Genomic DNA, 20,487 nt, shown 5'->3' on the forward strand with positions numbered 1-20,487 from the left:
ATCCAGTGAAATCGATGGGAGTCGGCGTGGACTCGGTCAAGGAATACGTGCAACGGCACCGGTTGAGACATGAGCGGGAACTCGCCGACTGGATCGCGGTGCCCAGCGTGAGTGCCACGGGGGAGGGCATGGAACGCGCGACGCCGTACGCGCTGGAGTTGCTGGAACGCGGCGGGCTGAGCGCGCGGGTCGTGGAAACCGGAGGCTGGCCGCTGGTCGTCGGGCACACGGCAGGTCCGGCGGACAGCCCGCATGTGGTGATCTACGGGCACTACGACGTTCAGCCGGCGGGACCGCTGGAGGAATGGCACAGCCCGCCGTTCGAGGCGAGCGTGCGCGACGGCCGGATGTACGGACGCGGCACTGGAGACAACAAAGGGCAGCACCTCGCCCAGCTCCTCGCCCTCCGCGCGCTGCGTGACACCCAAGGGGGACTGCCGTGTTCGGTGACCGTCGTGCTCGACGGCGAAGAGGAGATCGGCAGCCCTCATCTGACCGGCACCCTCGCGGCGATGCGGGAAGAGCTGGCCGCCGACCTCGCGCTGTGGAGCGACGGGCCGGTCCACGACAGCTACGAGCCGACGGTCATGCTCGGAGTGCGCGGTGTGGTGGCCTTCGAGATCACCGTGCGCGGCGCGGACAGCGCGTTGCATTCCGGGAACTGGGGGAACGTCGCGCCGAACCCGGCCTGGGAGCTGACCTGGCTGCTGTCCACCATGCGCGCACCCGACGGCCAGGTGACCATCGACGGCTATGACGCGGGCGTGACTCCCTTGACCGACGCCGAAATCGACGCGGTCCGGGCCTTGCCGGTCGACCCGGCCGCGATGCTGGCGGGAGCGGGGCTGGACCGGATGGACGCCGGCCACGGTGGGGACGTCAACGAACGCCTCGCGATGCCGACGTTCAGCATCAACTCGCTGACCTGTGCGGACAACAACGAGCACCGGACGGTCATCCCGTCGGTCGCGATCGCCCGGTGCGATATGCGGCTGGCCTGCGGGCAGCGGGCGGAGACGGTCATCGACGCGGTCCGCGCACACGTCCGGAAGCACCTGCCGCACGCCGAGGTGCGGTTCGGGGCGACCATGGAGGCGTCCCGAACCCTGCCGGACGCGCCGTACGCCGATCTCGTACTGCGTGGCGTGACCGAAGCACACGGGAAGCAGGCGCTGGCCGTCCCGGCACTGGGCGGCAGCCTGCCGATCGCGGCGCTCACCGACGGGCTGGCCCTGCCCTGCTACGGCATCGCGCTGGCGAATGTCGACGAGCGCAACCACGCGCCCAACGAGAACTTCGAGCTCCATCGGTTTCACCAGGGCATCGTGACCGCGGCCAGTGTCCTCTCCAGCATCGGCCGCCGATGAACGCCACGGTGCGGATCGTCGCGGCCGCCTCGACCGGGAACATGCTGGAATGGCTGAGTTTCACGGCCTACGCGCTGGTCGCCGACGTCATCGCGCGGCAGTTCTTTCCCTCGGCCGATCCGGTGACATCGCTGATGTTGGCGCTGGGAACGGCCGTCGCCGCCTACCTGGTCCGGCCGCTCGGCGCGGTGCTGCTCGGTGTCTACGCCGACCGGGCCGGACGGCTGGCGGCACTGACCGTTGCCATCCGGCTGATGACCCTCGGCTCGTTCCTGATCGTGGTCCTGCCCGGCTATCACCAGATCGGCGTGCTCGCCCCGATCGGGATGCTCGTCGCGCTGGTGATCCAGGGCTTTTCCGCGGGCGGAGAGTTCGGCTCCGCCACCGCGTTGCTCGTCGAGAGCCACACCAGGCGACGTGGCTTCATGGGCAGCTGGCAGACCGCGAGCCAGGCGTTCGCGGTCCTGCTCGCGACAGGCCTCCTCGCGACCACGAGCAGTCTCCTGAGTCCCGCGCAGTTCGACGCGTGGGGCTGGCGGATACCGTTCGTGGTCGCGTTGCTCCTCGGCCCGGCCGGTTACTACATCCGCACCAGGCTTCGGGACTCGCCCGAGTTCACCGCCGCGCGTGCCGCGTCCGACTCCGCACCGCCTCGCCCGCTGGCCACCCTGTTGCGCAACGACAAGGCGCGGGTTCTGCTGGTGATGGGCATGATCGCGATCTCGACGGGATTCTCGTACCTGATCACCTATATGCCGACGTTCGCCATCCGGCAGCTCGGCATGTCCCCGTCGACGAGTTTCACCGCGACCTTCGTGACCGGTGTCGTCCTCACCGTGCTCACCCCCGTGGCCGGACATCTCTCCGACACCTTCGGGAGAACCCGGATGCTCACCGCGGCCGCCGCCGTCATCGCGCTCATCAGCATCCCGTTGTTCCTGCTCATCCGCGCCGTACCGGATCTGGTGGCCCTCGTCCCGGCCCTGGCGCTGATGGGCCTGGTCAAAGCCTGGTACGCGGGCCCACTGCCCGCGTCCATGGCCGAGATGTTCCCGGTCGGCAACCGGGGCACCGGGCTGTCGATCAGCTACAACCTCGGCGTCATCCTCTTCGGCGGCCTCACCCCGCTGGCCATCACCCTGCTGATCGCGGCCACCGGATCGACGCTCGCACCCAGCTATTGGATCACCGCGCTCGCCCTGCTCAGCGGTGCCTGTGTGCTGCTCGCCCGTCGATACCGGCAACCCGATCCCGTCGCCGACCAGCCCGTGGTCACGCCGGGAGCCGAGGCTCCGTTCGGCTCGTGAGGAAATCGAGCGTCCGGTACTCGTCGACCACCGCGGCGAGTTCGGCGATGCGGGCCTGCCCGGCCTCGATGAGCCGTTGCCCGGCGGCCGTCCACTGTTCGAGGTCGGGGGCCATCGGCGGGATCCGGGCCAGGATCTCCGCGCTTTCGGCGAGGCTGAGCCCGACCCGCTGGGCGGCGACCGCGAGCCGGATCCGGCAGATGGCGTCGATCGTGAACCGGCGTGCGTTGCCCGCGGTGCGCTCGGCGGTGATGACGCGGTAGCGCTCGTAGTACCGGACGGCGTTGGCCGACACTCCCGCCTTGCTCGCGACCTCGCCGATGGTCAGCGTGGCGTCGGCCTTCGCCGTCATACCGCACTCCGTACCGTGGCAGGTTCCGCCACCGGGACGGCCGGAGCGGGCCGGGTCCTCAGCCGGACCACCAGTGCGAGCACCATGACCGCGAGGACCCCGACGAGGGTCACACGATACGCGGAGACGACCTCGGCGATGAGCGTCGTGCCTGCCCCCGGCTCGCTCAGCGCCGCGAGACCCCGCCCTCCGGTGGCCGACGCGGTGAGCCCGGTGAACACCGCGCTCACCGCCGCGGTGCCGACCGCGGTCGCGATGGTGCTGGCCAAGGGGAGGATCGCGGAACCGGACGCGAGATCCGGACCGTGCAGGTTCCGGCCGGCGCTCACGATGGTGGGCATCATGATCGCGCCGGTGCCCGCTCCCTGGAGCACGCCCAGGATCGCCAGCACCGTGTACGACGTGTCCGGCGTGAGGACGAGCATGGTCAGTCCAGTCGAAGCGATCGCCAGGCTCAGCCCGGTCCCGACGACGATCCGCGGGCCGAAGCGTTCCAGGACACGGGCGGCGAGTTGGATGCTCAGGCCCATCCCGATCGTGGCAGGCACCATCATCAACGCGCTGACCAGGGTCGAATCGCCGCGCATGAGCTGGATGTAGGCGGGCATCAGCAGCATCGAGCCGAAGTACGGCGCGGCGTACAGGACGAGGACGACGGTGTTGCGCCCGAATGTCCGGTCACTCAGCAGACGGACGTTCAGCAGCGGCGCGTGATGGCGCCACGAACGGCGCGCGAACACGGCCATGAGCGCCAGCCCGGCGACGACGATCGCCACCCGGGCCACCACGCCGGTCGTCTCCTCGGTGAGGCCGTAGGCCACCGCGACGACACCGGGGACGAGCAGCAGGCCGCCCACGAAGTCCATCGGCGTCCGCTCGGCCGACGGTGCCCCGGCCGGCACCCAGCGCAGCACGCCCACGACGGCGAGCAGGGCGGGCGGGACGGTGATGAAGAACAGCGCCCGCCACGACAGGCTTTCCAGCAGGACGCCGCCGAGCAACGGGCCGAGGATCGGCCCGATCAGCAAGGGGAGCCCGGTGATCGTGGTCATCCGGCCCCGGCGTTCCGGGGCCACCGCGCCGAAACCGATGGTCATCCCGAGCGGATTGAGCAGGCCGCCGGCGAGGCCCTGTACCGCCCGTGCGGCGATCAGCCATCCGAGATCGCCTGCCGCTCCGGCGCCCGCCGACGCCGCCGCGAACACGAGCAGCGCGACCAGGTACACCCGGCGCGCTCCCCAGCGTTGCGCGAGAGTCGCCGCGAGCGGCATCGCCGCGATCATGCCGAGTGCGTAGGCGGTCACGATCCACTGGATAGTGGTGAGTGACGCGGAGAAGGTCGTCATGAACTGGGGCAGTGCGACGGCGACGATCGTGGTGTCGAGAACGGCCATCAACCCGCCGAGCGCGATCACCGCGGCGATGCGCAGTTCCTGTCCGGTCAGCCGGTTCATGCCGCACTCGCCTGTTCCGCGACGCGGCCGGCGCGCAGAGTGCGGGCCCACCAGCCCAGCTCGGTCATCGTGGCGGACAGCGCGCCGCGCTCGCCTTCGGTGGCTTCGTACCCGTTCGGGCCGAGGCGGGTCCACGGGGCGTTCAACAGCACCGCGTCGCGGGTGGTGGTGGCCCTCAGTTCGGGGAAGATCAACCGCAGCTGCTCGATCGCGCGGATGCCGCCCGAACCGGCGCCATAGCCGACGAACGCGACGGGTTTGTACGCCCATTCCTCGTAGTGCCAGTCGATCGCGTTCTTCAGCGCGGCCGGGAAGCTGTGGTTGTACTCCGGGGTGACGACGAGGTAGGCGTCGGCGGCGTGCAGCCTGTCGCTGATCACGGTCGCGGTGCCGCCGGGCTGTGTCCCTTGCAGCGGGAGATCGACGTCGGCGAGGTCGATCGGGTCGACCTCCAGACCGTCGATCGCGGCGAGTTCGGTCAGCAGCCAGCCCGTGATGGCGTCGGCGAATCGCTCGTGCCGGACGCTGCCGATGATCACGGCGAGGCGAAGTGGGGACTGTGCGGTGGTTTCTGTGTTCATGCCGATGACGCTAAAAGCTCGCCTATAGGTGAACTCAAGCCGTTGCGGGCCTGGTCACGATCCCTGGACCTCCATTTTGATGGAGGTTGTACGGGTTGACATGTAGGTAAATTCCTACGTATTGTGGCGGGATGAACATCGACCGGATCCAGTTCCTCACCGTGCCCGTCTCCGATCAAGCCAAGGCGCGGGACTTCTACGTCGGCAAGCTCGGTTTCGCCCTGCTCGTCGAGGTCAGCGGGCCGCACGGGCCGTTCGTCATGGTCGGCCCGAAGGGTGGCGAGACCGGGATCGTCCTGGCCGACCGGCCCGTCGGCGATCTCGATCACGACGCGCGAGTGCATCTCCAGCTGACCACCACCGACGTCGACGCCGACATCGGGAAGCTGCGCGCGCAGGGTGTCGAAGTGGACGACTCCGAGGAGATGCCTTGGGGGCGGGTGACCTCCCTGAAGGATCCGGACGGCAACGGAATCGGGTTGCTCGAACCGTCGGGCTACGGCAACTGGCCACGCTGATGCCGGTCAACGACGACGTCTTCGCCGCGCTCGCCCATCCGGCCCGGCGCGAGGTGCTGGGCATCCTCCTCGACGGCCCGCGGGCCGCGGGGGAGATCGCCGAACGCTTCGACATGCGGCGCCCGAGCCTGTCGGAACACCTTCGGGTGTTACGGGAGGCAGGCCTCGTGCAAGAACGGAGACAGGGCCGCAATCGCGTCTACTCGCTGGAAGCCGCGCCGCTGCGAGAGGTTTCCGACTGGCTTTCGCCATACGAGCGATACTGGCGCGGCAAACTCGGCAACCTGCGTGACCTGCTCGACGAGGAGGACTTCTGAACGGCGAAGATCCGACGGCCATCCACGTCGACCAGTTCCTGGCGCATCCGCCCCGCAAGGTGTGGCGCGCCTTGACCGAACCGGACCTGCTCGAACGCTGGCTGCGGATGCCGAACGACATCGAACCCGTGGTGGGTCACCGGTTCGAACTGCTCGCGGATCCGGTGCCCGCCGCGGGATTCTCGGGCGGCCCGGTGGCTTGCGAAGTGCTGGTCGTCGAGCCGGAACGGCTGCTCAGCATCAGCTGGGGTCCGGAATGGACGGTCACCTGGCGGCTCGAACCGGAAGGGCGGGGCACCCGGCTGGTCCTCAGTCACGAAGGTTTCGATCCCGACGACGAGTTCCAGCGGATGTCACGCCGGATCATGGGCGGCGGCTGGCGCACCGGAGTCCCGAAGGCACTGGCGCGCGTGCTGGACGAGATGCCGGACTAGGGGAGTGGCGATTCGGGTTGGGGTCAGCGGCGTGTCGTCCATTCCATCACGCGTGTCGTCCGTCTGATCACACGTGTCGTCCCACTAATCACGCGAAACGGCCGCCGGTGCGCGCGTCCACCGGAACCGTCTGCCGTTCACGACCCGGCTGCCTGACCGGGCGTAGACCTCGGGTCTAGGATCCCCGCTGTGACGGACGAGAAACCGCTCCGAGCCGATGCCCGCCGTAACCGGACCAGGGTGTTGGAGGCTGCGGAGCGCGTCTTCACAGCCAAGGGCACCAGTGCGCCCACCGAGGAAGTCGCCCGCGAAGCAGGCGTCGGGGTCGGCACGGTGTTCCGGCACTTCCCGACGAAAGAAGCTCTGTTGGAGGCGGTTCTCTACGCGCGCCTGCATCGCTTCGTCGACGAAGCGGAAGCTACCGTCGCAGCCGAATCTGCGGATCCGGGTGCGACGTTCTTCGGGTTCCTGACCGGCTGGATCGAGATGGCGGGTGCCAAGAACGCCTACTTCGAAGCCCTGTCGGCGGCCGGAGTCAGCGTCCCGTCGCCAGGATCGGTCATCGGCGTCCGACTGAAGGACGCGCTGGGCGTTCTCCTCGGCCGCGCACAGGACACCGGCGATGTCCGCAAGGACCTCGCCGTCGACGAACTGATCCCGGTGATCATCGGGACGGCGAAGGCGGCGGAGCACGCCGGGCCCGAGTTCCGGACCCGGACGATCTGCATCCTCTTCGACGGCCTCCGGCCGCGTCAGGCGTAAGGGTCCATCGTCGGCCACTTCGGCGCGAGCGCGTCACCAGAGGACTCGCCGCGTAGCCGGCGCTTGATCCACGGCACGGCGTGTTCCTTGCCCCACTGAAGGTTTTCGGTGCGCCGCGTCCGCGGGCTGAGCCGCGGTCGCGGCCCGAGTTCGGCGGGCGTCAGCTTGTGCGGTTCACCGAGTGCGTCGAGGACGGCGATGGCGACTTCGTTGTGCCCCGCGGAGTTCAGGTGCAGCCGGTCGGGAGCCCAGAGGCGCCGGTCCCGGAGCTGCCGCATCGCCCACATGTCCACGAGCAGCGCCCCGTGCCGCGCGGCGATGCCGCGGACGTGCTCGTTGTAGATCGCGACGCGGCCCCGGATCCTGCGGAACAGCGCGTCTTCGACCCCGTCGACACCGGTGAAGAGGACGACGCGCGCTCCGACGGCGACGATCGTGGCGACCGCGGAGTCGTAGTCGTCGAGGAGCGCGTCGATGTCGACCTTGGGGCGCATCAGGTCGTTGCCACCGGCGTACAGCGTCACGAGGTCCGGGTTCAGCGCGAGCGCGGGGGAGAGCTGCTCCGCGAGGACCTGCCCGAGGACCTTGCCGCGGATCGCGAGGTTGGCGTAGCGGAAGTCCTGGTGGTTGCCCGCGAGCTGGCCCGCGACCCGGTCGGCCCAGCCGCGGACGCCGTTGGGCGACGAGGGGTCGTCGTCACCGACCCCTTCCGTGAAGGAATCTCCGAGACTGACTAAGCGCTTAGTCATCGCGATGCACACAGGTGGTGTCCGTCAAAGGGCGAAGGCATAGCCGGATGCTACCCAGACGGATGGGCGCGGCCGGTGCTGGGTTCGCCGACGACCTGCCGGCGGACGAGTCCTACCGCGAGCGCGGGACCCAGACGTCACCAAAGCACGCATCACGTCCCCCTCGTGTCGGCTCGCGGAACTCAAGTCGTGACGAGCCGGGAACGTTACGGACAGGGCCGGAGGGGTGACAGCGGGTTGGCCTCCAGTATTCTGGAGGTTCTACCGTTTTCTCATGACAATGCAGCTGAATCACACGATCGTCAACGCCACCGACCGGGCCGCCACGGCGGGCTTTCTGGTCTCGATCCTCGGGTTGCCCGAGCCGGCCGAGTTCGGCCCGTTCCTGGTGGTCCAGACCGCCAACGGGGTCTCGCTCGACGTCATGCACACCACCGAGGAGTTCTCCCGGCAGCATTACGCGTTCCTGGTCGAGGAGCACGAGTTCGACACGATCTTCGAGCGTATCCGTGAAGGAGGCCTGTCCTACTGGGCGGGGCCAGGGCATCGCGGCGCCGGCGCGATCAACACCAATGACGGCGGCCGGGGCGTGTACTTCGACGACCCCGACGGTCATGTGCTGGAGATCCTGACCCGCCCGTACGGCTCCGGAGTTTCTTAAGCCGAACTGGGTTTTTTGCGCTGGTTGGCGGTGAAGCGCGCCTTCTTCTGGCGATTCCCGCACGTGTTCATGTCGCACCATCTGCGGGTGCGGCTCTGGCTGGTGTCGAAGAAGGCCGCTTGGCAGGTCGGCGAGGCGCACAGAGCCAATTTTCCGTCGCGTTCGCCTGAGATGACGTCGATCGCGTCGGCCGCGATCACGCCGAGGGCGTCTTCCACGCAGGAACCCGAGCCGAGCCGCCATCGCCGGGTGCCCTCGGGCGTCAGGACGGCCGCGGCCCGGCCCTGGACGCTGCACTCGTTGATGACTTCGACAGCAGACGCCGGGAGAGCGTCCTGGTTCGCGGCCGCGGTCGCGGCGGCGTGAATCGACTCCCTCAGTTCCCGGGCGAGGTCGAGCTGGGCGGTGGTGCAGGAGTCCACGGCGAGGCCGTTCACCGTCAGCCAGTCAACGAGTCGGTGTGGCACGGGAATGCGCTCCACGGCGTTGCCATGACGCTCCGAAAGCGTCCCCGTGAAGCTGGTCGCGAGCACGGTACCGAGGCGGAAGTCGGGGAACCCAGCAGACATGGAACCACCTTAGCCGGTTGCCTGGCGGCAGGAAGGTCTGATAGAACCGTCTTAGCCGGTTCCGCGATGGCCAGGAGGTCTCATGCCCCGTTCGACCAGCGACGTGCGAGCGTTCGAAGCCCACGCGACTGACGCCGACCTCGAAGATCTGCGCGCACGTTTGGCCGCCGCGCGGCTACCGGAGGCCGAGACGGTCCAGCGCGCCGCGCCCGATCCTCGCCGATGGCACCAGGGCGTTCCTCTCGCAGACCTCGTCGATGTCGTGGACTACTGGCGCACCGGGTACGGCTGGCGGTCGTTCGAAGAGCGCCTCGATCGGATCGGCCAGTTCCGCACGACCATCGATGGTCTCGGAATCCACTTCCTGCACCGCCGATCTCCGCGCGCGGAGGCCACTCCGCTGGTCTTGACGCACGGCTGGCCGGGCAGCGTCGCCGAGTTCGTCGACGTAGTGGACGAGCTGGCGGAGCCGGAAGACCCGGACGCGCCGGCTTTCCACGTCGTGGTCCCGTCGCTGCCGGGCTTCGGTTACAGCGACAAGCCGGCCACCACCGGGTGGGGGACCGAGAAGATCGCGGCCGCGTGGGTGGAGCTGATGGGAAGGCTCGGCTACGGGAAATTCCTCGCACACGGTGGCGACTGGGGAGGCAATATCACCACGGTTCTCGGTGGCAGGTTCCCGGCGCACGTTCTCGGTATCCACACGACGTTCGCGGAGGCGCCAACCGGGTTGACCACGGACGGGCTGACGGCGGCCGAGCGCGAGTGGACCGTGGAAACCCGCGATTTCTGGCGTCATCGCGCGGCGTACGCGAAGCAGCAGGCGACCCGCCCGCAGACCATCGGCTACTCGCTCGTCGACTCACCGGTCGGGCTTCTCGCCTGGATCCTCGACAAGTTCGCCGAATGGTCGGACACCGAAGACAGCCCGTTCGAGAGGATCTCCAGGGACCGGATCCTCGACGACGTCACCCTGTACTGGCTGACGCGGACCGGCGCCTCGTCGGCCCGCATCTACTACGAGAGTCACAACTCGCTCGATCCCGGGCTCCGGGTCGACGTCCCGTCGGCGATCACCATGTATCCCCGCGACATCGAGAAGTCCCCGCGCCCCTGGGCGCAGGAGCGATACCGGCGGATCGTCCGCTGGCGGTCACCCGAGGCCGGGGGACATTTCCCGTCACTGGAGGTCCCCGAGTATTTCGTCAAAGATCTCCAAGAAGGCCTCGCGGCGGTGCTGGCCGCAGCTTCCCCGCGCTAAGCCGGTGGCTGCTGAGTCGGTGGGTTCGGCTGCTGGGGACCAGGCTGGGGGTAGCCGGGCTGCGGACTCGGGAAACCCGGCTGCGCGGTCGGCGGGTAGTTGACCGGGCCAGGGTAGGGTGCCGGACCGGTTTGCCGAGGCGGACGGCCTGCCTTGTAGACCGCGAACGCGACCAGGAGCCAGGAAAGCATCGCGGCGAGGTCGAGCGGAATGCCGACCGCCATGAAGATCCAGCGGATCTCGTCGGCAGTGATGTCGCCGCCCCAGGACAGATTCGCCAGCACGAATTGCCAGATCATGCCTGCCACCGTCGTGACGAGCATGACGACGAAGGCGCCCACCATTAGGCCGGAGACTCCCCTGGAGCGCCCTTTGATGGAGAAGATCAGGCCCAGCAGGCCTACCACGAGCTGCAACAACCGTGGGATGGCCTCGATGCTCGTGAACCCTAGTTGTGACATGCCTGCCTTCCACAGTTCTCCGCCGGAGATCGAGACGCCCGGCCACGTGCGGTCGATCCTAGACGGTCGATCCCGTGAAAATCACGGGAAGCTCAGTGAGGTGCCGTGACTGTCCACAGAGGACGCTTTACGAGTCGAATCGTCTGATTGGATGCCATATGTCCGTATGGCCAAGGTTCGTGCCGACAGGGCGTCCTTCCTCGGTGTCGCGCTTCATGCGATCTTCACGAATCGCTCATGTAGGCGGTGACAACGTCCGCGTGGTGGGTTCAGCGAGGAACACGAATTCCGTGGACCTGAGAACGTGGTGTGTAAAGGCGATGCATGAACAGTTCGAGCGGGCCGCGGTCGAAGCGCCGAAGCCACAGGACGGCGAAGGCGACGTTCACCAGTCCGCCGAACGCCCAGAGGCCGACGATCCACCACGGACGGGCATCCGCGAAACGCTCGGCGAGTCCGAGACCCCAGCCGTAGCACACGGCACCGGCCAGCAAATTTTGGAGTACGTAACAGGAGAGCGCGGTACGACCGACCGCCCCCGTGAACGACTGCTGCTGGGAATAGGGCAGGCGAAATCGATGGGGAGCCGTTCCGAATACCTGGACGTGTCGTCGCGTTGTTCCTCGCCGGACTCCGCGGCTCGCGCTGACCACCGGCCATCCCGACGTATAACGACATATACGTCGGGGTGGTGATCATCATTCTTCGGTATCCGGCGCGTTCTCTCGTCCTTCCTTCGTATAGAGCAAAAGAAATGCAAGGATGCCCGCGACCCCGGCGATGACACAGACGTTGTCGGCGACGTCGGTGCCGAATGTCGTCACGATCGGCCCGGAACCGGCGACGATGCCGATCGTCTGCCCGGTGACGACCACGAAGCCGCCGATGAGGAAAGCGAACAGGCAGACGCGGGTCGCGGCCAGCAAGATCCGATACACGGTGATCACGCTCCAGGCAGCCACAGCACGCCGACGGCCATGAGCACGCCGAACAGCAGTGTGGGCAACAGGTAGTAGAGGACGACCGGGACGAAGATCCGCACCGGGTTGATCTCGGCGATACCGGCCGCGACGTACAGCGGTGCCGCGCCGGGTGGAGAACATCCCTCCGACGACGCCCATACGAGGATGGCGGCGAAGGCGACGTGTGGAGGGATGCCGGCGGCGGTCAGCGCGGCGAACGCGACCGGGCCGACCGCGGCGATAGTTGACGTCGTGTTGAGCGGCCCCGCGACGAGCACGATGACGACACCGACCACGATGGCCGCCACCAGCGGGGAGACGCCGGTGAGTCCTTCCAGGTACGGCTTGAGCTGATCGTCCAAGCCGAGGGTCTTCAGCACGTTCGACGCGGCGAACGCGGAGATCATCGTGACTCCGACCAGGCCGAGTTTGGGCCCGACCGCGCCGAACAGGTCCCACCACCGCGCCCGGCCCTTCGGCAGCAGCTTCCGCTCGACGAGCAAGCCGACCAGCAGCATGACGATCGGCAGCCAGATGAGCAGCGGGATCGCGTCGGGGGCGTCGATGCCGATGCGGGCCGAGACGAAGTCCGCCGTCGGCGGGGCGGTGAGCAGGATCGGGACGGCGATCGAGCCGAGGACGACCAGTGAGGGCCAGCCCACCTTGAACGACGCGCGCAGCGGGTGGATGTCCTGCGGTTCCATCGCCTGTACGCCACGGCGTTTCACGATGACGTAGGCCATGATCAGCCGCATTCCCACCATCCACGCGCCGGTGACGAAGATCGTCTCGACGATGTCGCCCGCGCTGAGCACCGGCAGCACGGTCGGCGCGGCCAGGAGGATGAAGAACGCGCCACTGAAAGGGAAGGTCGCGCCGACACCGGCGTTCCCGGACAGCACGAGCGCCGCGGTCTCGCCGCTGGCTTTGGACCGCTTCATCCAGGGGATGGTGATCGAACCGACCGTGGCGACGATCGCGGCGCCGTTGTGGGCGACCGCGCCGAACAGACCGGAGGCGACGGTCGCCGCGTAGGCCGATCCGCCTCGGCGGCGGCCGAGGAACGAACTGAGGATGTCGACCATTCGCTGCACCAGTCCGGTCCTGGTGAGCAGTTCGCTGACGAAGACGAACGCCAGCGCGGCGAAGGTGATCTCGGACTTGAGCCCGTCGACCAGGCTTTCCCAGGCGACGGCGAAGAAATCCGTGCCCGCGAACGCGGCGGTGACGAGGAAGCCGACCACCATCGCTTCGCCGATGTTGCGTTTGAAAACCGCGTTCCACACGACGATGGCGGCGATGAACGCGACCAGCGCCAGTATCGCGTTCATCTGCGAGTCCGTGGGGAGAAGTGCATGACGGGGAACCTCCGGTGACGTCGTTGGCAGAGGGGGAGATCAGTCGGTGACGAGGCCGGCGTCGCGGTAGGCGGCCTTCGCCTCCGGCCCGGAGAGGAACCGCAGCAAGTCCGCGGCCTCGGGCGGGGCCGAGCGGCCGAGCGCGGCGGACATTTCGCTGTAGTGCTGGGCGCCGTCGGGGAGCGGGCCGATGATCTTGGCCTGCGGGACGAACTTCAGTTCGCTGAGCTGCTGGACGGCGAGGTCGGCCCGGCCGTCGGTGACGGCGAGCGCGGTGAATCCTTTCTCGACGATGGTGGCCCGCGAATGCACCTCGTCGGCGATGCCCAGTTCCCGGACCAGGTCGGCGAAGTAGATGCCGCTCGCGCCGCTGCGTGAGTAGGCGACCGATCGCGCGGACGTGAGGGCTGTGCGCAGGGCGTCGACGGTGCTGATGTCCGGGCTGTCGAGTTCCGGCGCGGTGGCGATACCGATGCCGCTTTTCGCCAGCACCACCCGGGATCCGGGGGTGATCGCGCCGGCGGCCGCGAGGCCGGTGAAGGCACTGGACACGGCGATCACGACGTCGGGCTCGGCGCCTTCGCCGATCTTCTCGACCAAGATGGTGGTGGGGTCGTACGTGACGTCCACATCGACGCCGTGCTTCTTGGTGAACGCGTGCAGCAGCACGTCTTCGAGTGCCTTCTTGACGGAGAGGGCGGTGAAGAGGCTGATCATGGGGTGTTCCTTCGAGTGGGTGGGGAGCCGACGGCGTCGCGCTGGCGATCGGTCAGCGGACGAGGGGAGAGGCCTCGCAGGAGCAGGAAGATCTCCGCGGTGTGCTCGAGTTCTTCGAGTGTGTCCATGGCGGTGTCGAGATTCGTCCCGGCGGCAACCGGGCCGTGGTTGGCGAGCAACAGCGCCGGGTGGCCGACGGCGGCGCGAGCGATCGGCTCGGCGATGCCGGGGTCGCCCGGCGGGTGGTAGGGGAGCAGGGGGAGGCGGCCGACCCGCATCGCGAAGTACGCGGTCAGCGGCGGGATGGCGTCGTCCGGGTCGAGACCGTCCAAACAGGACACTGCCGCGGAATGGGCCGAGTGGGTGTGCACGACCGCGTTGTCGGACGGACGCTCCCGCAGCACGATCGCGTGGAAGAAGGCTTCCTTCGACGGCGGCGGCCCGGCGAGGTGGTTTCCGTCGGCGTCGACGACAGACAGATCCCCGGGCCGCACGGTGCCGAGGCAGGCTCCGGTGGGCGTGACGAGAATCTGCTCGCCGTAGCGCACGGAGATGTTGCCGGTGCGGCCGTGGGTGAGTCCGCGATCGTAGAGGGATCGCGCCGCGGCGATGACGCGTTCACGGTGGAGCCGGTCGGTGCTCATGAGCCGGACGCCGTCGCGAGAAGGTCCGGATCGCCGAAGTTGCCCGACTTGAGCAACAGGGCGGGATGACCGTCGCCGAGGGGGTGGATCCACGGCACCCCGGGTGCGGCCTCGGCCCCGATGACACCGCCGCGGACACCGAGCGCGGTGACGATCGCGCCGGAGGTCTCGCCGCCCGCGGCGACGAGTCGTCCGACCCCGCGTTCGGCGAGGCCGATCGCGATGAGACCGGTCGCCTTCTCCAGGATCCCGGCCGACCTCGCGACGCCCAGTTCTTCCTGGGTGCGCTTGAGATCCGACGGACTCGACGACGAGTAGACCAAAGGCGCGCCGACATCGGTCAAGGAGTCGTACCAGACGAGCGCTCCCGCCGCGAGGGTGTCCGGATCCGGCGTCGCCACCGGGTCGAGCCGGTATGCGGGACGGCCGAGTCGTGTCATGACGGCGACCTGCTCGAGTGTTCGCGCCGAGCAACTTCCGGACAGCACCGCCGCCGGGCCGGTCGGCATGCGTGCTTCGGTCACCAGGGAAGTGGCAGAGGCTCGCGCGGCGGCGAGTCCGGCCGCTAGACCCGCCGCACCCGCGACGAGCGGCGAGTCCACCACGACCCGGCCGAGCAGGCGCAGGTCGTCTTCGGTGAGCGCGTCGACCAGGACGTAGCCGGTCTTGCCGTCGACCGCTTCGCGCACGGCGGTCTCACCGCGGCGGACGACGTCGTGCGTGATCAGGGCGACCGGGGTGTCGGTCTGCGCCCGCAGCAACCGGGGCAGCTGCGAGTCCGTCATCGGGGTCGCGGGATGGTCGCGCATGGGCGATTCCGCCAGCAGGGTTTCGCCGACGAAGAGGTGGCCCTGGTACTGCGTGCGTCCGTGCTCCGGTGAACTCGGTGTCATCACGACACCGCGGTGCGGCAGAGCCCGCGACAGCGCGTCGAGGACGGGGCCGATGTTGCCGCGCGGCGTCGAGTCGAAAGTGGAGCAGTACTTGAAGTAGATCTGCTCCGTTTGCCGGTTTCGCAGCCACCGCAACGCGTCCAAGGACGACGAGACCGCGTCCGCGACCGGGATCGCGCGGCTCTTGAGGGCGATGACGATCACGTCGTGTGGTGGAAGTACCTCGGTTTCGGGCGGGACTCCGAAGAAAAGCAGGGTGCGTTGTCCGCCCCGGCGAAAGGCGATCGCGACGTCGGTCGCGCCGGTGAAGTCGTCGGCGATCGCGCCGAGCACGCCGGTCATCCCCCGATCACCGCCTTCAACCTCGCGGCGGCGCTGCGCGGTCCGGACACGACGGGCAGACCGAGTGCGGAAGACAGTTCCTCGGCGGCCGGGGCGAGCGAGTATTGGGCCAGCAGCACGAGATCCCAGCCGTCCGAGTGCGCCCGGCAGGTTTCGACGAGCTTGTCCGGCGCGAACACCCCGCCGACCTCGACGGTGATCCCCTTGTCGCGGGCCGCCTGCGCGAAACGCGCCGTCGAGTCGCTCAGCGCCGAGGCCAGCGAGGCGACCACGAGGATCCTGGTGTAACCGCTGGACAGCGCGTCGTCGAAGGCCGCTTCGTCCGGCGCCAGGAGCGGGACCGGTGCGTCGACCTGCCGGGTGACCTCGCCGTAGAGCGAGCACGTGAGCAGGACGCCATCGGCGCCGCCGGTGACGGCGTAGTCGATGAGACGGCGGATCCGGTCGTCCAGCGCGGGGGTGCGGCCGTCCTCGCCGACGTCGGCCAGCAGCCGATCGTCAAGGAGGTTCCACGGCTGGGCCTGCGGGAATCCGGTCGCCAGCGCGTTCACCGCGGGCGGGATCGCGGCCGGGGTGGCGCTGATCAGCGCGATGCGCGGGCTCATCGGATCTGCTCCTCGATCCAGTTCAGACCCGCTTCGGTGGTGGCGGCGGGCTCGTACTCGCAACCGATCCAGCCCTCGTACCCCTCGGCTTTCAGGGTGCCGAAGACGTCGGCCCAGTGGATGCCGCCGGTGCCGGGTTCGGCCCGGCCCGGCGAGTCGGCGACCTGGACGTGAGCGGTGCGGGGCAGGAACTCCCGCAGCGCGGCGACGACGTCGGTCTCGTCGATGGAGGCGTGGTAGACGTCGAAAAGCAGACTCATGTGGTCCTCGCCGATGGCGTCGGCGACCGCGGCCGCGTGTGCTTGGCCGTCGAGGACGAAGCCCGGCGCGTCCTGCTTGTTCTGTGCCTCCAGTAGGAGCCGGACACCGCTGCCACGCGCCTGATCCGCCGCCCACGCGAGGTTCGCGACGTACTGCGCGAAGGCACGGTCACGGGAGACCTCGGCGGGACGGATGCCGGCGGGCAGGTGCAGAAAGGTACTGCCCAGGGCCACGGCGTACTCCAGGCCAAGCCTTACTCCGTCGCGGAATTCAGCCGCGCGGGCGGGCAGGCACGCGTAGCCGAGCCGTTCGGGGGAGCCGGGTTCGCCGGTGGGGGAGTTGATGAGGACCTGGGTCAGGCCGGCGTCGGCGAGGCGCCGGACGAGCGTGGCGGTGGGGAAAGGATACGGCGAGGCGTACTCGACGCCGGTGAAACCGGCCGCCGCCGCCGCGTCGAAGCGCTGTTCGAAGGGGAGTTCCGTGAACAGCCACTTGAGGTTGGCGTCCAGGCGAAGTCCATTGTGGAGGATCATCGGCGGGATCCGGGGTTGACGAGGTTGCCGGGGACGCGCCCTTGCAGGGCGTCGATCACCTGCTGGGCGGCCATCAGGCTGGAACGGGACCGGGCCTGTTCCGTCGCGGCGCCGATATGCGCGGTGACCAGGACGTTGTCGAGCCGCCGCAGCCTGCTGTCGAGTGGCAAGGGCTCCTCCGTGAGCACGTCCAGGGCCGCGCCCGCCAGCGCGCCGTTCTCCAGCGCGTCGGCGAGGGCGTCCTCGTCCACCACTTCTCCGCGCGCCGTGTTGATCAGGAAAGCCCCGTGCTTGACCTTCCGCAGTGCGGAGGCGTCGATCAGGTGACGAGTGGAGTCGTCGAGGAAGAGGTGCAGGCTGAGGAAGTCGGCCTCCGCCAGGACCTCGTCGAAGGTGCGCCCTTCGACGCCTGTTTCAGACAGGAAGTCCTCGTCCGGGTACGGATCGTGAGCGACGACCCGCATCCCGAGGGCCAGCCCGAGCCGTGCCACGGTCTTGCCGATCGAACCCAGGCCGATCAGGCCGAGCACCGCGCCGTCGAGTTCCCGTCCGCTGCGCTGCTCCCAGCGACCAGCCTGGATGCTCGCGATGTTCTGCGGGATCAGGCGAGCGCAGTTGAGCATGAGCGCCAGGACGTGCTCGGCGACCGACCGGCGGTTGGCGCCGGGGGTGTAGGTGACGGCCACGCCACCCCGGGTCGCCGCGTCGAGATCGATGTTGTCGTAGCCGACTCCGCAGCGGCCGAACACCTTGAGCCGGGTCGCGGCCTCGATGACGCCGGCCGGGAAGGCGTCGGTCCCCGCGACGATCCCGTCGGCGTCACGGACGAGGTCGGCCAGGGGAGTGCCGGTGGCCTCGCGCTGTGCGGGGGTGGTGAAGACGGTGTCGAATCCCGCGTCCGACAGGAGCTTGTCGACCTCGCCGCCGGGTTTCAGATACGGGGTCGTCACGAGTACGTGCATGGTCATCCGGGTCGTTTCTCCTGTTCGAAGCTGCCTGATGGAAATACTATAGGATTCATGTCAATACTATAGCGAGGCAAGATCAAGGCGGCCGGGAGCGCGGGATATCGTGATGCGACTAAGGAGGGATCTATGACTTCCCCGCGGGGGTCCGGACGACGACAGCCGCTCGCCGACCGGATGTACGAGGTGCTGCTGGGGCAGTTCACCGACGGCCGATGGTCCGCGGGCGAACCGGTCAACATCGGCGCGTTGTCACGGGAACTCGACGTCAGCCAGACACCGCTGCGGGAAGCGCTGGCGCGGCTGGAACACACCGGGCTCGTCCGCCGCGAGGCGCTCAAGGGCTACCGGGTCGCCCCGCTGCTGACCGAGTTCGAACTGGTGAAACTGATGGACGCGCGCCTGGTCCTCGAACCCGCGCTCGCCTACGAAGCCGCCCGCCGGACGACGCCCGAGTTCCTCGGGGAGCTTTTGGAGAGCGTCGACGACCTCGCGCGCGCGGCCACCTCGCCGGACACCGCGGCCTTCAGCGCGTACTGGACCATCGACGAACGGTTCCACCTGCTCATCGCCGCCCAGGCGGACAATCCGTTCCTGGAGAAGGCATACCGGTCACTCGGGGGACAGGTGCAGCGGTTCAGGTTCTTCGCGAAGCTCGGGTCCGCCAGGGGAGCGCCCGGACTCGCGGCGGAGGAGCATCGCGCCGTCTACGACGCTCTGGTGGCGGGGGAGCCCGACGAGACGGCCGCTCGGATGCGCCGGCATATCGAGAACGCCAAACAGCGCGTCCTGGAAGACCGGAAGTCGGTCGAAGCGGCCGGTCGCTGACCCTTTTTAAGTGTATAACGACTTATGCACCGGGGCAAAGTTCAAGAAACCTGGATTTTTAGAGAAAAACTCGCTAAGACCGACACAGATCAAGCCATCCTCCGACAGGTAGGACATGGGCACGCCGTCCGGCATGCTCGCGGAACTCGCTTTCCGGGTCGGCGACTTCGACGTAGCCCGCGCTCTTGTCCGACTGCTCCTGCTCGTAGTGCGTCGGCACCGCGTACCTGGCGTCGAGGATCTCCGCGGCCGCGGCGGACTGCCTCGGGTCCATCGCGGCGGGCAGCGGGCTCGGCGGCTGGAGGTGCGGCGCGTCGACCACCGCGCCGTTGGCGGGCAGGAACGCCGCGTCGAACGGGCCGAACCGGCGCGCGATGAGCCACCAGTAGCCGTGGAACATCGTGTCGCCGCCGTGGAAGACCCGGTGCCCGTCGGCTTGTACCACCCAGTTCAGCTGGGGGTCGCCCAAACCGTCGACAGCGGGGACCGCGGTGACGAGGAACGGCCCGATTTCGCGAGCGGACCAGGGATCCACGGTCTCGGCGGTCAGTCTGTGCAGGACCAGCTCGCGCTCGGCCGTCAGCGTCGTCAGGTTGTCCACGTCGTCACCGTGGCCGGGTGCCGGCCGGAGCACCGGCGCTCCCGGTGCCAGCACGTCGGCGAGCGCGGCCGCGTCGGTGTGGTCCCGGTGCAGATGGGTGACCAGCGCGGCGGTGGCCGTCCCGCTCGGAGCTGTCAGTCCGTCGCCGGGCTTCCATTCGGTGAACAGCGGCGAGAGGTCTCGCACGTAGTCGATCACCAGTCGTTCGCCGCCCGCCTCGATCTCCAGTCCGGCCCAGCCCAGTCGTCGCGTTCGCATCCTGTACTCCTTCTTCACGGTGGATGCGGCGAAATTTAGCGTACGGACGTTCTCTAAAGCAATAGCGAACGGCCGTACGCTATCCTGGCTACATGTCACCCCGACGCTCAGCGGCCGAAGCGCAGGCCACCAGGGGTCGGATCCTCGGCCGTGCCGCCGAGATCGCCTCCGAGGAAGGGCTGGACGGCATCACCATCGGTCGGCTCGCGGAGGAACTGGAGATGAGCAAGTCCGGAGTGCACAAGCACTTCGGCACCAAGGAGACCTTGCAGATCTCCACGATGGACAAGGCGTTCGTGGATTTCTGGCACCGGGTGGTCGAGCCCGCGCTGGCCGAGCCGCCGGGTCTGCGGCGGTTGCGCGCGGTGTGCGCGAACTCCGTGGGCTACCTGGAAGCGCCGCTGCTGCCCGGCGGCTGCCTGATGACCGCCGCGCTCAGCGAGTACGACGGCCGCCCCGGACGGGTCCGTGACGCGGTGGCCGAGGTGTGGTCGCGTTGGCAGGACCAGTTGCGGGCGGATCTCGCCGCGGCGGTGGAGAACGGCGAGCTGCCCGCCGGGTTCGATATCGAACAGGCGTTGTTCGAGATCGTCGCTGCCGGCCTGGCACTGAACGCGGCCATGCAGCTCCAGCACGACCGGGCGGCGGCGGGCCGGGCCCGGCGGGCGATCGAACGGGCGTTGGATCAGGCCTGATCCACGGTCCGAGCCGGCAAGGGGCAACTCGC

At 68.6% G+C, this 20,487-nt stretch carries 26 protein-coding genes; 10 read left to right on the top strand and 16 right to left on the bottom strand.

Annotated elements, in window-relative coordinates; all coding sequences use genetic code 11:
* The first annotated feature begins 14 nt into the window (after positions 1 to 14).
* A complete protein-coding gene (locus BS329_RS34745; RefSeq protein ID WP_076166839.1) occupies positions 15 to 1,367 on the top strand; it encodes a M20/M25/M40 family metallo-hydrolase in 1,353 nt (450 codons plus the stop codon).
* Positions 1,364 to 2,674, top strand: a complete 1,311-nt coding sequence (locus tag BS329_RS34750) for an MFS transporter (RefSeq protein WP_076166843.1) — start codon at positions 1,364 to 1,366, stop codon at positions 2,672 to 2,674. The genes BS329_RS34745 and BS329_RS34750 overlap by 4 nt, the downstream gene beginning before the upstream one ends.
* Here BS329_RS34750 and BS329_RS34755 read toward each other — a convergent pair.
* The 3 genes from BS329_RS34755 to BS329_RS34765 are packed head-to-tail and all read right to left on the bottom strand — an operon-like array spanning position 2,640 to position 5,061.
* Positions 2,640 to 3,026 (bottom strand): MerR family transcriptional regulator, encoded by a 387-nt coding sequence (locus BS329_RS34755; protein ID WP_076166846.1) that lies wholly within the window; start codon positions 3,024 to 3,026, stop codon positions 2,640 to 2,642. The two genes, BS329_RS34750 and BS329_RS34755, sit on opposite strands and share 35 nt — an antisense overlap.
* Positions 3,023 to 4,480 carry a DHA2 family efflux MFS transporter permease subunit gene (locus BS329_RS34760; protein ID WP_076166848.1) on the bottom strand — a complete coding sequence of 486 codons (1,458 nt, stop codon included), beginning with the start codon at positions 4,478 to 4,480 and terminating at the stop codon, positions 3,023 to 3,025. The genes BS329_RS34755 and BS329_RS34760 overlap by 4 nt, the downstream gene beginning before the upstream one ends.
* Positions 4,477 to 5,061, bottom strand: coding sequence for an NADPH-dependent FMN reductase (locus BS329_RS34765; protein ID WP_076166851.1), 585 nt, complete (start codon positions 5,059 to 5,061; stop codon positions 4,477 to 4,479). Before BS329_RS34765 ends, BS329_RS34760 begins: the two co-directional genes overlap by 4 nt.
* Positions 5,062 to 5,192: 131 nt before the next feature.
* On the opposite strand from BS329_RS34765, the gene BS329_RS34770 reads away from it, so the two are divergent.
* The 4 genes from BS329_RS34770 to BS329_RS34785 all read left to right on the top strand — a co-directional run bounded on the left by BS329_RS34770 (position 5,193) and on the right by BS329_RS34785 (position 7,092).
* Positions 5,193 to 5,579, top strand: coding sequence for a VOC family protein (locus tag BS329_RS34770; RefSeq protein ID WP_076166854.1), 387 nt, complete (start codon positions 5,193 to 5,195; stop codon positions 5,577 to 5,579).
* Positions 5,579 to 5,896 carry a metalloregulator ArsR/SmtB family transcription factor gene (locus tag BS329_RS34775; RefSeq protein WP_076166857.1) on the top strand — a complete coding sequence of 106 codons (318 nt, stop codon included), beginning with the start codon at positions 5,579 to 5,581 and terminating at the stop codon, positions 5,894 to 5,896. Before BS329_RS34770 ends, BS329_RS34775 begins: the two co-directional genes overlap by 1 nt.
* 38 nt (positions 5,897 to 5,934) lie before the next feature.
* Complete coding sequence (locus BS329_RS34780; RefSeq protein WP_279628243.1) at positions 5,935 to 6,330, top strand: SRPBCC family protein; 396 nt, start codon at positions 5,935 to 5,937, stop codon at positions 6,328 to 6,330.
* A gap of 189 nt (positions 6,331 to 6,519) precedes the next feature.
* Entirely contained in the window at positions 6,520 to 7,092 is a 573-nt protein-coding gene (locus BS329_RS34785) for a TetR/AcrR family transcriptional regulator (protein WP_076166863.1), read from the top strand.
* Here the strand turns inward: BS329_RS34785 and BS329_RS34790 are convergent.
* Complete coding sequence (locus tag BS329_RS34790; protein WP_076167166.1) at positions 7,083 to 7,841, bottom strand: SGNH/GDSL hydrolase family protein; 759 nt, start codon at positions 7,839 to 7,841, stop codon at positions 7,083 to 7,085. The genes BS329_RS34785 and BS329_RS34790 overlap by 10 nt on opposite strands.
* A 274-nt stretch (positions 7,842 to 8,115) precedes the next feature.
* Between BS329_RS34790 and BS329_RS34795 the strand changes: the two genes are divergently transcribed.
* Positions 8,116 to 8,502, top strand: coding sequence for a VOC family protein (locus tag BS329_RS34795; protein ID WP_076166865.1), 387 nt, complete (start codon positions 8,116 to 8,118; stop codon positions 8,500 to 8,502).
* Here the strand turns inward: BS329_RS34795 and BS329_RS34800 are convergent.
* Positions 8,499 to 9,071, bottom strand: coding sequence for a CGNR zinc finger domain-containing protein (locus BS329_RS34800; RefSeq protein ID WP_076166868.1), 573 nt, complete (start codon positions 9,069 to 9,071; stop codon positions 8,499 to 8,501). The genes BS329_RS34795 and BS329_RS34800 overlap by 4 nt on opposite strands.
* Before the next feature lie 82 nt (positions 9,072 to 9,153).
* Here BS329_RS34800 and BS329_RS34805 point away from each other — a divergent pair, with 82 nt between their 5' ends.
* Entirely contained in the window at positions 9,154 to 10,332 is a 1,179-nt protein-coding gene (locus BS329_RS34805) for an epoxide hydrolase family protein (protein WP_076166871.1), read from the top strand.
* Here the strand turns inward: BS329_RS34805 and BS329_RS34810 are convergent.
* The 10 genes from BS329_RS34810 to BS329_RS34855 form a co-directional block, all read right to left on the bottom strand.
* Positions 10,329 to 10,793, bottom strand: coding sequence for a hypothetical protein (locus BS329_RS34810; RefSeq protein WP_076166874.1), 465 nt, complete (start codon positions 10,791 to 10,793; stop codon positions 10,329 to 10,331). The two genes, BS329_RS34805 and BS329_RS34810, sit on opposite strands and share 4 nt — an antisense overlap.
* A 269-nt stretch (positions 10,794 to 11,062) precedes the next feature.
* On the bottom strand, positions 11,063 to 11,446 hold the full coding sequence (locus BS329_RS34815; protein ID WP_425266391.1) for a DUF418 domain-containing protein: 384 nt from the start codon (positions 11,444 to 11,446) through the stop codon (positions 11,063 to 11,065).
* Between the two features lie 45 nt (positions 11,447 to 11,491).
* Positions 11,492 to 11,719, bottom strand: coding sequence for a hypothetical protein (locus tag BS329_RS34820; RefSeq protein ID WP_244197411.1), 228 nt, complete (start codon positions 11,717 to 11,719; stop codon positions 11,492 to 11,494).
* A gap of 17 nt (positions 11,720 to 11,736) precedes the next feature.
* The gene (locus BS329_RS34825; protein ID WP_076166877.1) at positions 11,737 to 13,086 is read right to left on the bottom strand and encodes a TRAP transporter large permease subunit; all 1,350 of its coding nucleotides are present in this window, start codon (positions 13,084 to 13,086) and stop codon (positions 11,737 to 11,739) included.
* A 66-nt stretch (positions 13,087 to 13,152) separates the two neighbouring features.
* Positions 13,153 to 13,830: a molybdate ABC transporter substrate-binding protein gene (locus BS329_RS34830; protein WP_076166879.1), complete on the bottom strand. Its 678-nt coding sequence runs from the start codon at positions 13,828 to 13,830 to the stop codon at positions 13,153 to 13,155.
* Positions 13,827 to 14,474 carry a 3-oxo-tetronate 4-phosphate decarboxylase gene (gene otnC, locus BS329_RS34835; protein WP_076166882.1) on the bottom strand — a complete coding sequence of 216 codons (648 nt, stop codon included), beginning with the start codon at positions 14,472 to 14,474 and terminating at the stop codon, positions 13,827 to 13,829. Before otnC ends, BS329_RS34830 begins: the two co-directional genes overlap by 4 nt.
* On the bottom strand, positions 14,471 to 15,709 hold the full coding sequence (gene otnK, locus BS329_RS34840) for a 3-oxo-tetronate kinase (RefSeq protein WP_076166885.1): 1,239 nt from the start codon (positions 15,707 to 15,709) through the stop codon (positions 14,471 to 14,473). The genes otnC and otnK overlap by 4 nt, the downstream gene beginning before the upstream one ends.
* Positions 15,706 to 16,314 carry a hypothetical protein gene (locus BS329_RS34845; protein ID WP_076166886.1) on the bottom strand — a complete coding sequence of 203 codons (609 nt, stop codon included), beginning with the start codon at positions 16,312 to 16,314 and terminating at the stop codon, positions 15,706 to 15,708. The genes otnK and BS329_RS34845 overlap by 4 nt, the downstream gene beginning before the upstream one ends.
* Positions 16,311 to 17,108: a hydroxypyruvate isomerase family protein gene (locus BS329_RS34850; RefSeq protein ID WP_076166889.1), complete on the bottom strand. Its 798-nt coding sequence runs from the start codon at positions 17,106 to 17,108 to the stop codon at positions 16,311 to 16,313. The genes BS329_RS34845 and BS329_RS34850 overlap by 4 nt, the downstream gene beginning before the upstream one ends.
* Positions 17,105 to 18,076 carry a phosphoglycerate dehydrogenase gene (locus BS329_RS34855; RefSeq protein ID WP_076166893.1) on the bottom strand — a complete coding sequence of 324 codons (972 nt, stop codon included), beginning with the start codon at positions 18,074 to 18,076 and terminating at the stop codon, positions 17,105 to 17,107. Before BS329_RS34855 ends, BS329_RS34850 begins: the two co-directional genes overlap by 4 nt.
* Positions 18,077 to 18,202: 126 nt before the next feature.
* Between BS329_RS34855 and BS329_RS34860 the strand changes: the two genes are divergently transcribed.
* Complete coding sequence (locus BS329_RS34860) at positions 18,203 to 18,901, top strand: GntR family transcriptional regulator (protein ID WP_076166896.1); 699 nt, start codon at positions 18,203 to 18,205, stop codon at positions 18,899 to 18,901.
* Between the two features lie 73 nt (positions 18,902 to 18,974).
* Here BS329_RS34860 and BS329_RS34865 read toward each other — a convergent pair whose 3' ends face one another.
* Entirely contained in the window at positions 18,975 to 19,760 is a 786-nt protein-coding gene (locus BS329_RS34865) for an MBL fold metallo-hydrolase (protein ID WP_076166898.1), read from the bottom strand.
* A 92-nt stretch (positions 19,761 to 19,852) separates the two neighbouring features.
* On the opposite strand from BS329_RS34865, the gene BS329_RS34870 reads away from it, so the two are divergent.
* Complete coding sequence (locus tag BS329_RS34870; RefSeq protein ID WP_076166901.1) at positions 19,853 to 20,455, top strand: TetR/AcrR family transcriptional regulator; 603 nt, start codon at positions 19,853 to 19,855, stop codon at positions 20,453 to 20,455.
* Positions 20,456 to 20,487: the final 32 nt, after the last annotated feature.

The sequence above is a fragment of the Amycolatopsis coloradensis genome (assembly GCF_001953865.1).
GTDB lineage: Bacteria > Actinomycetota > Actinomycetes > Mycobacteriales > Pseudonocardiaceae > Amycolatopsis > Amycolatopsis coloradensis.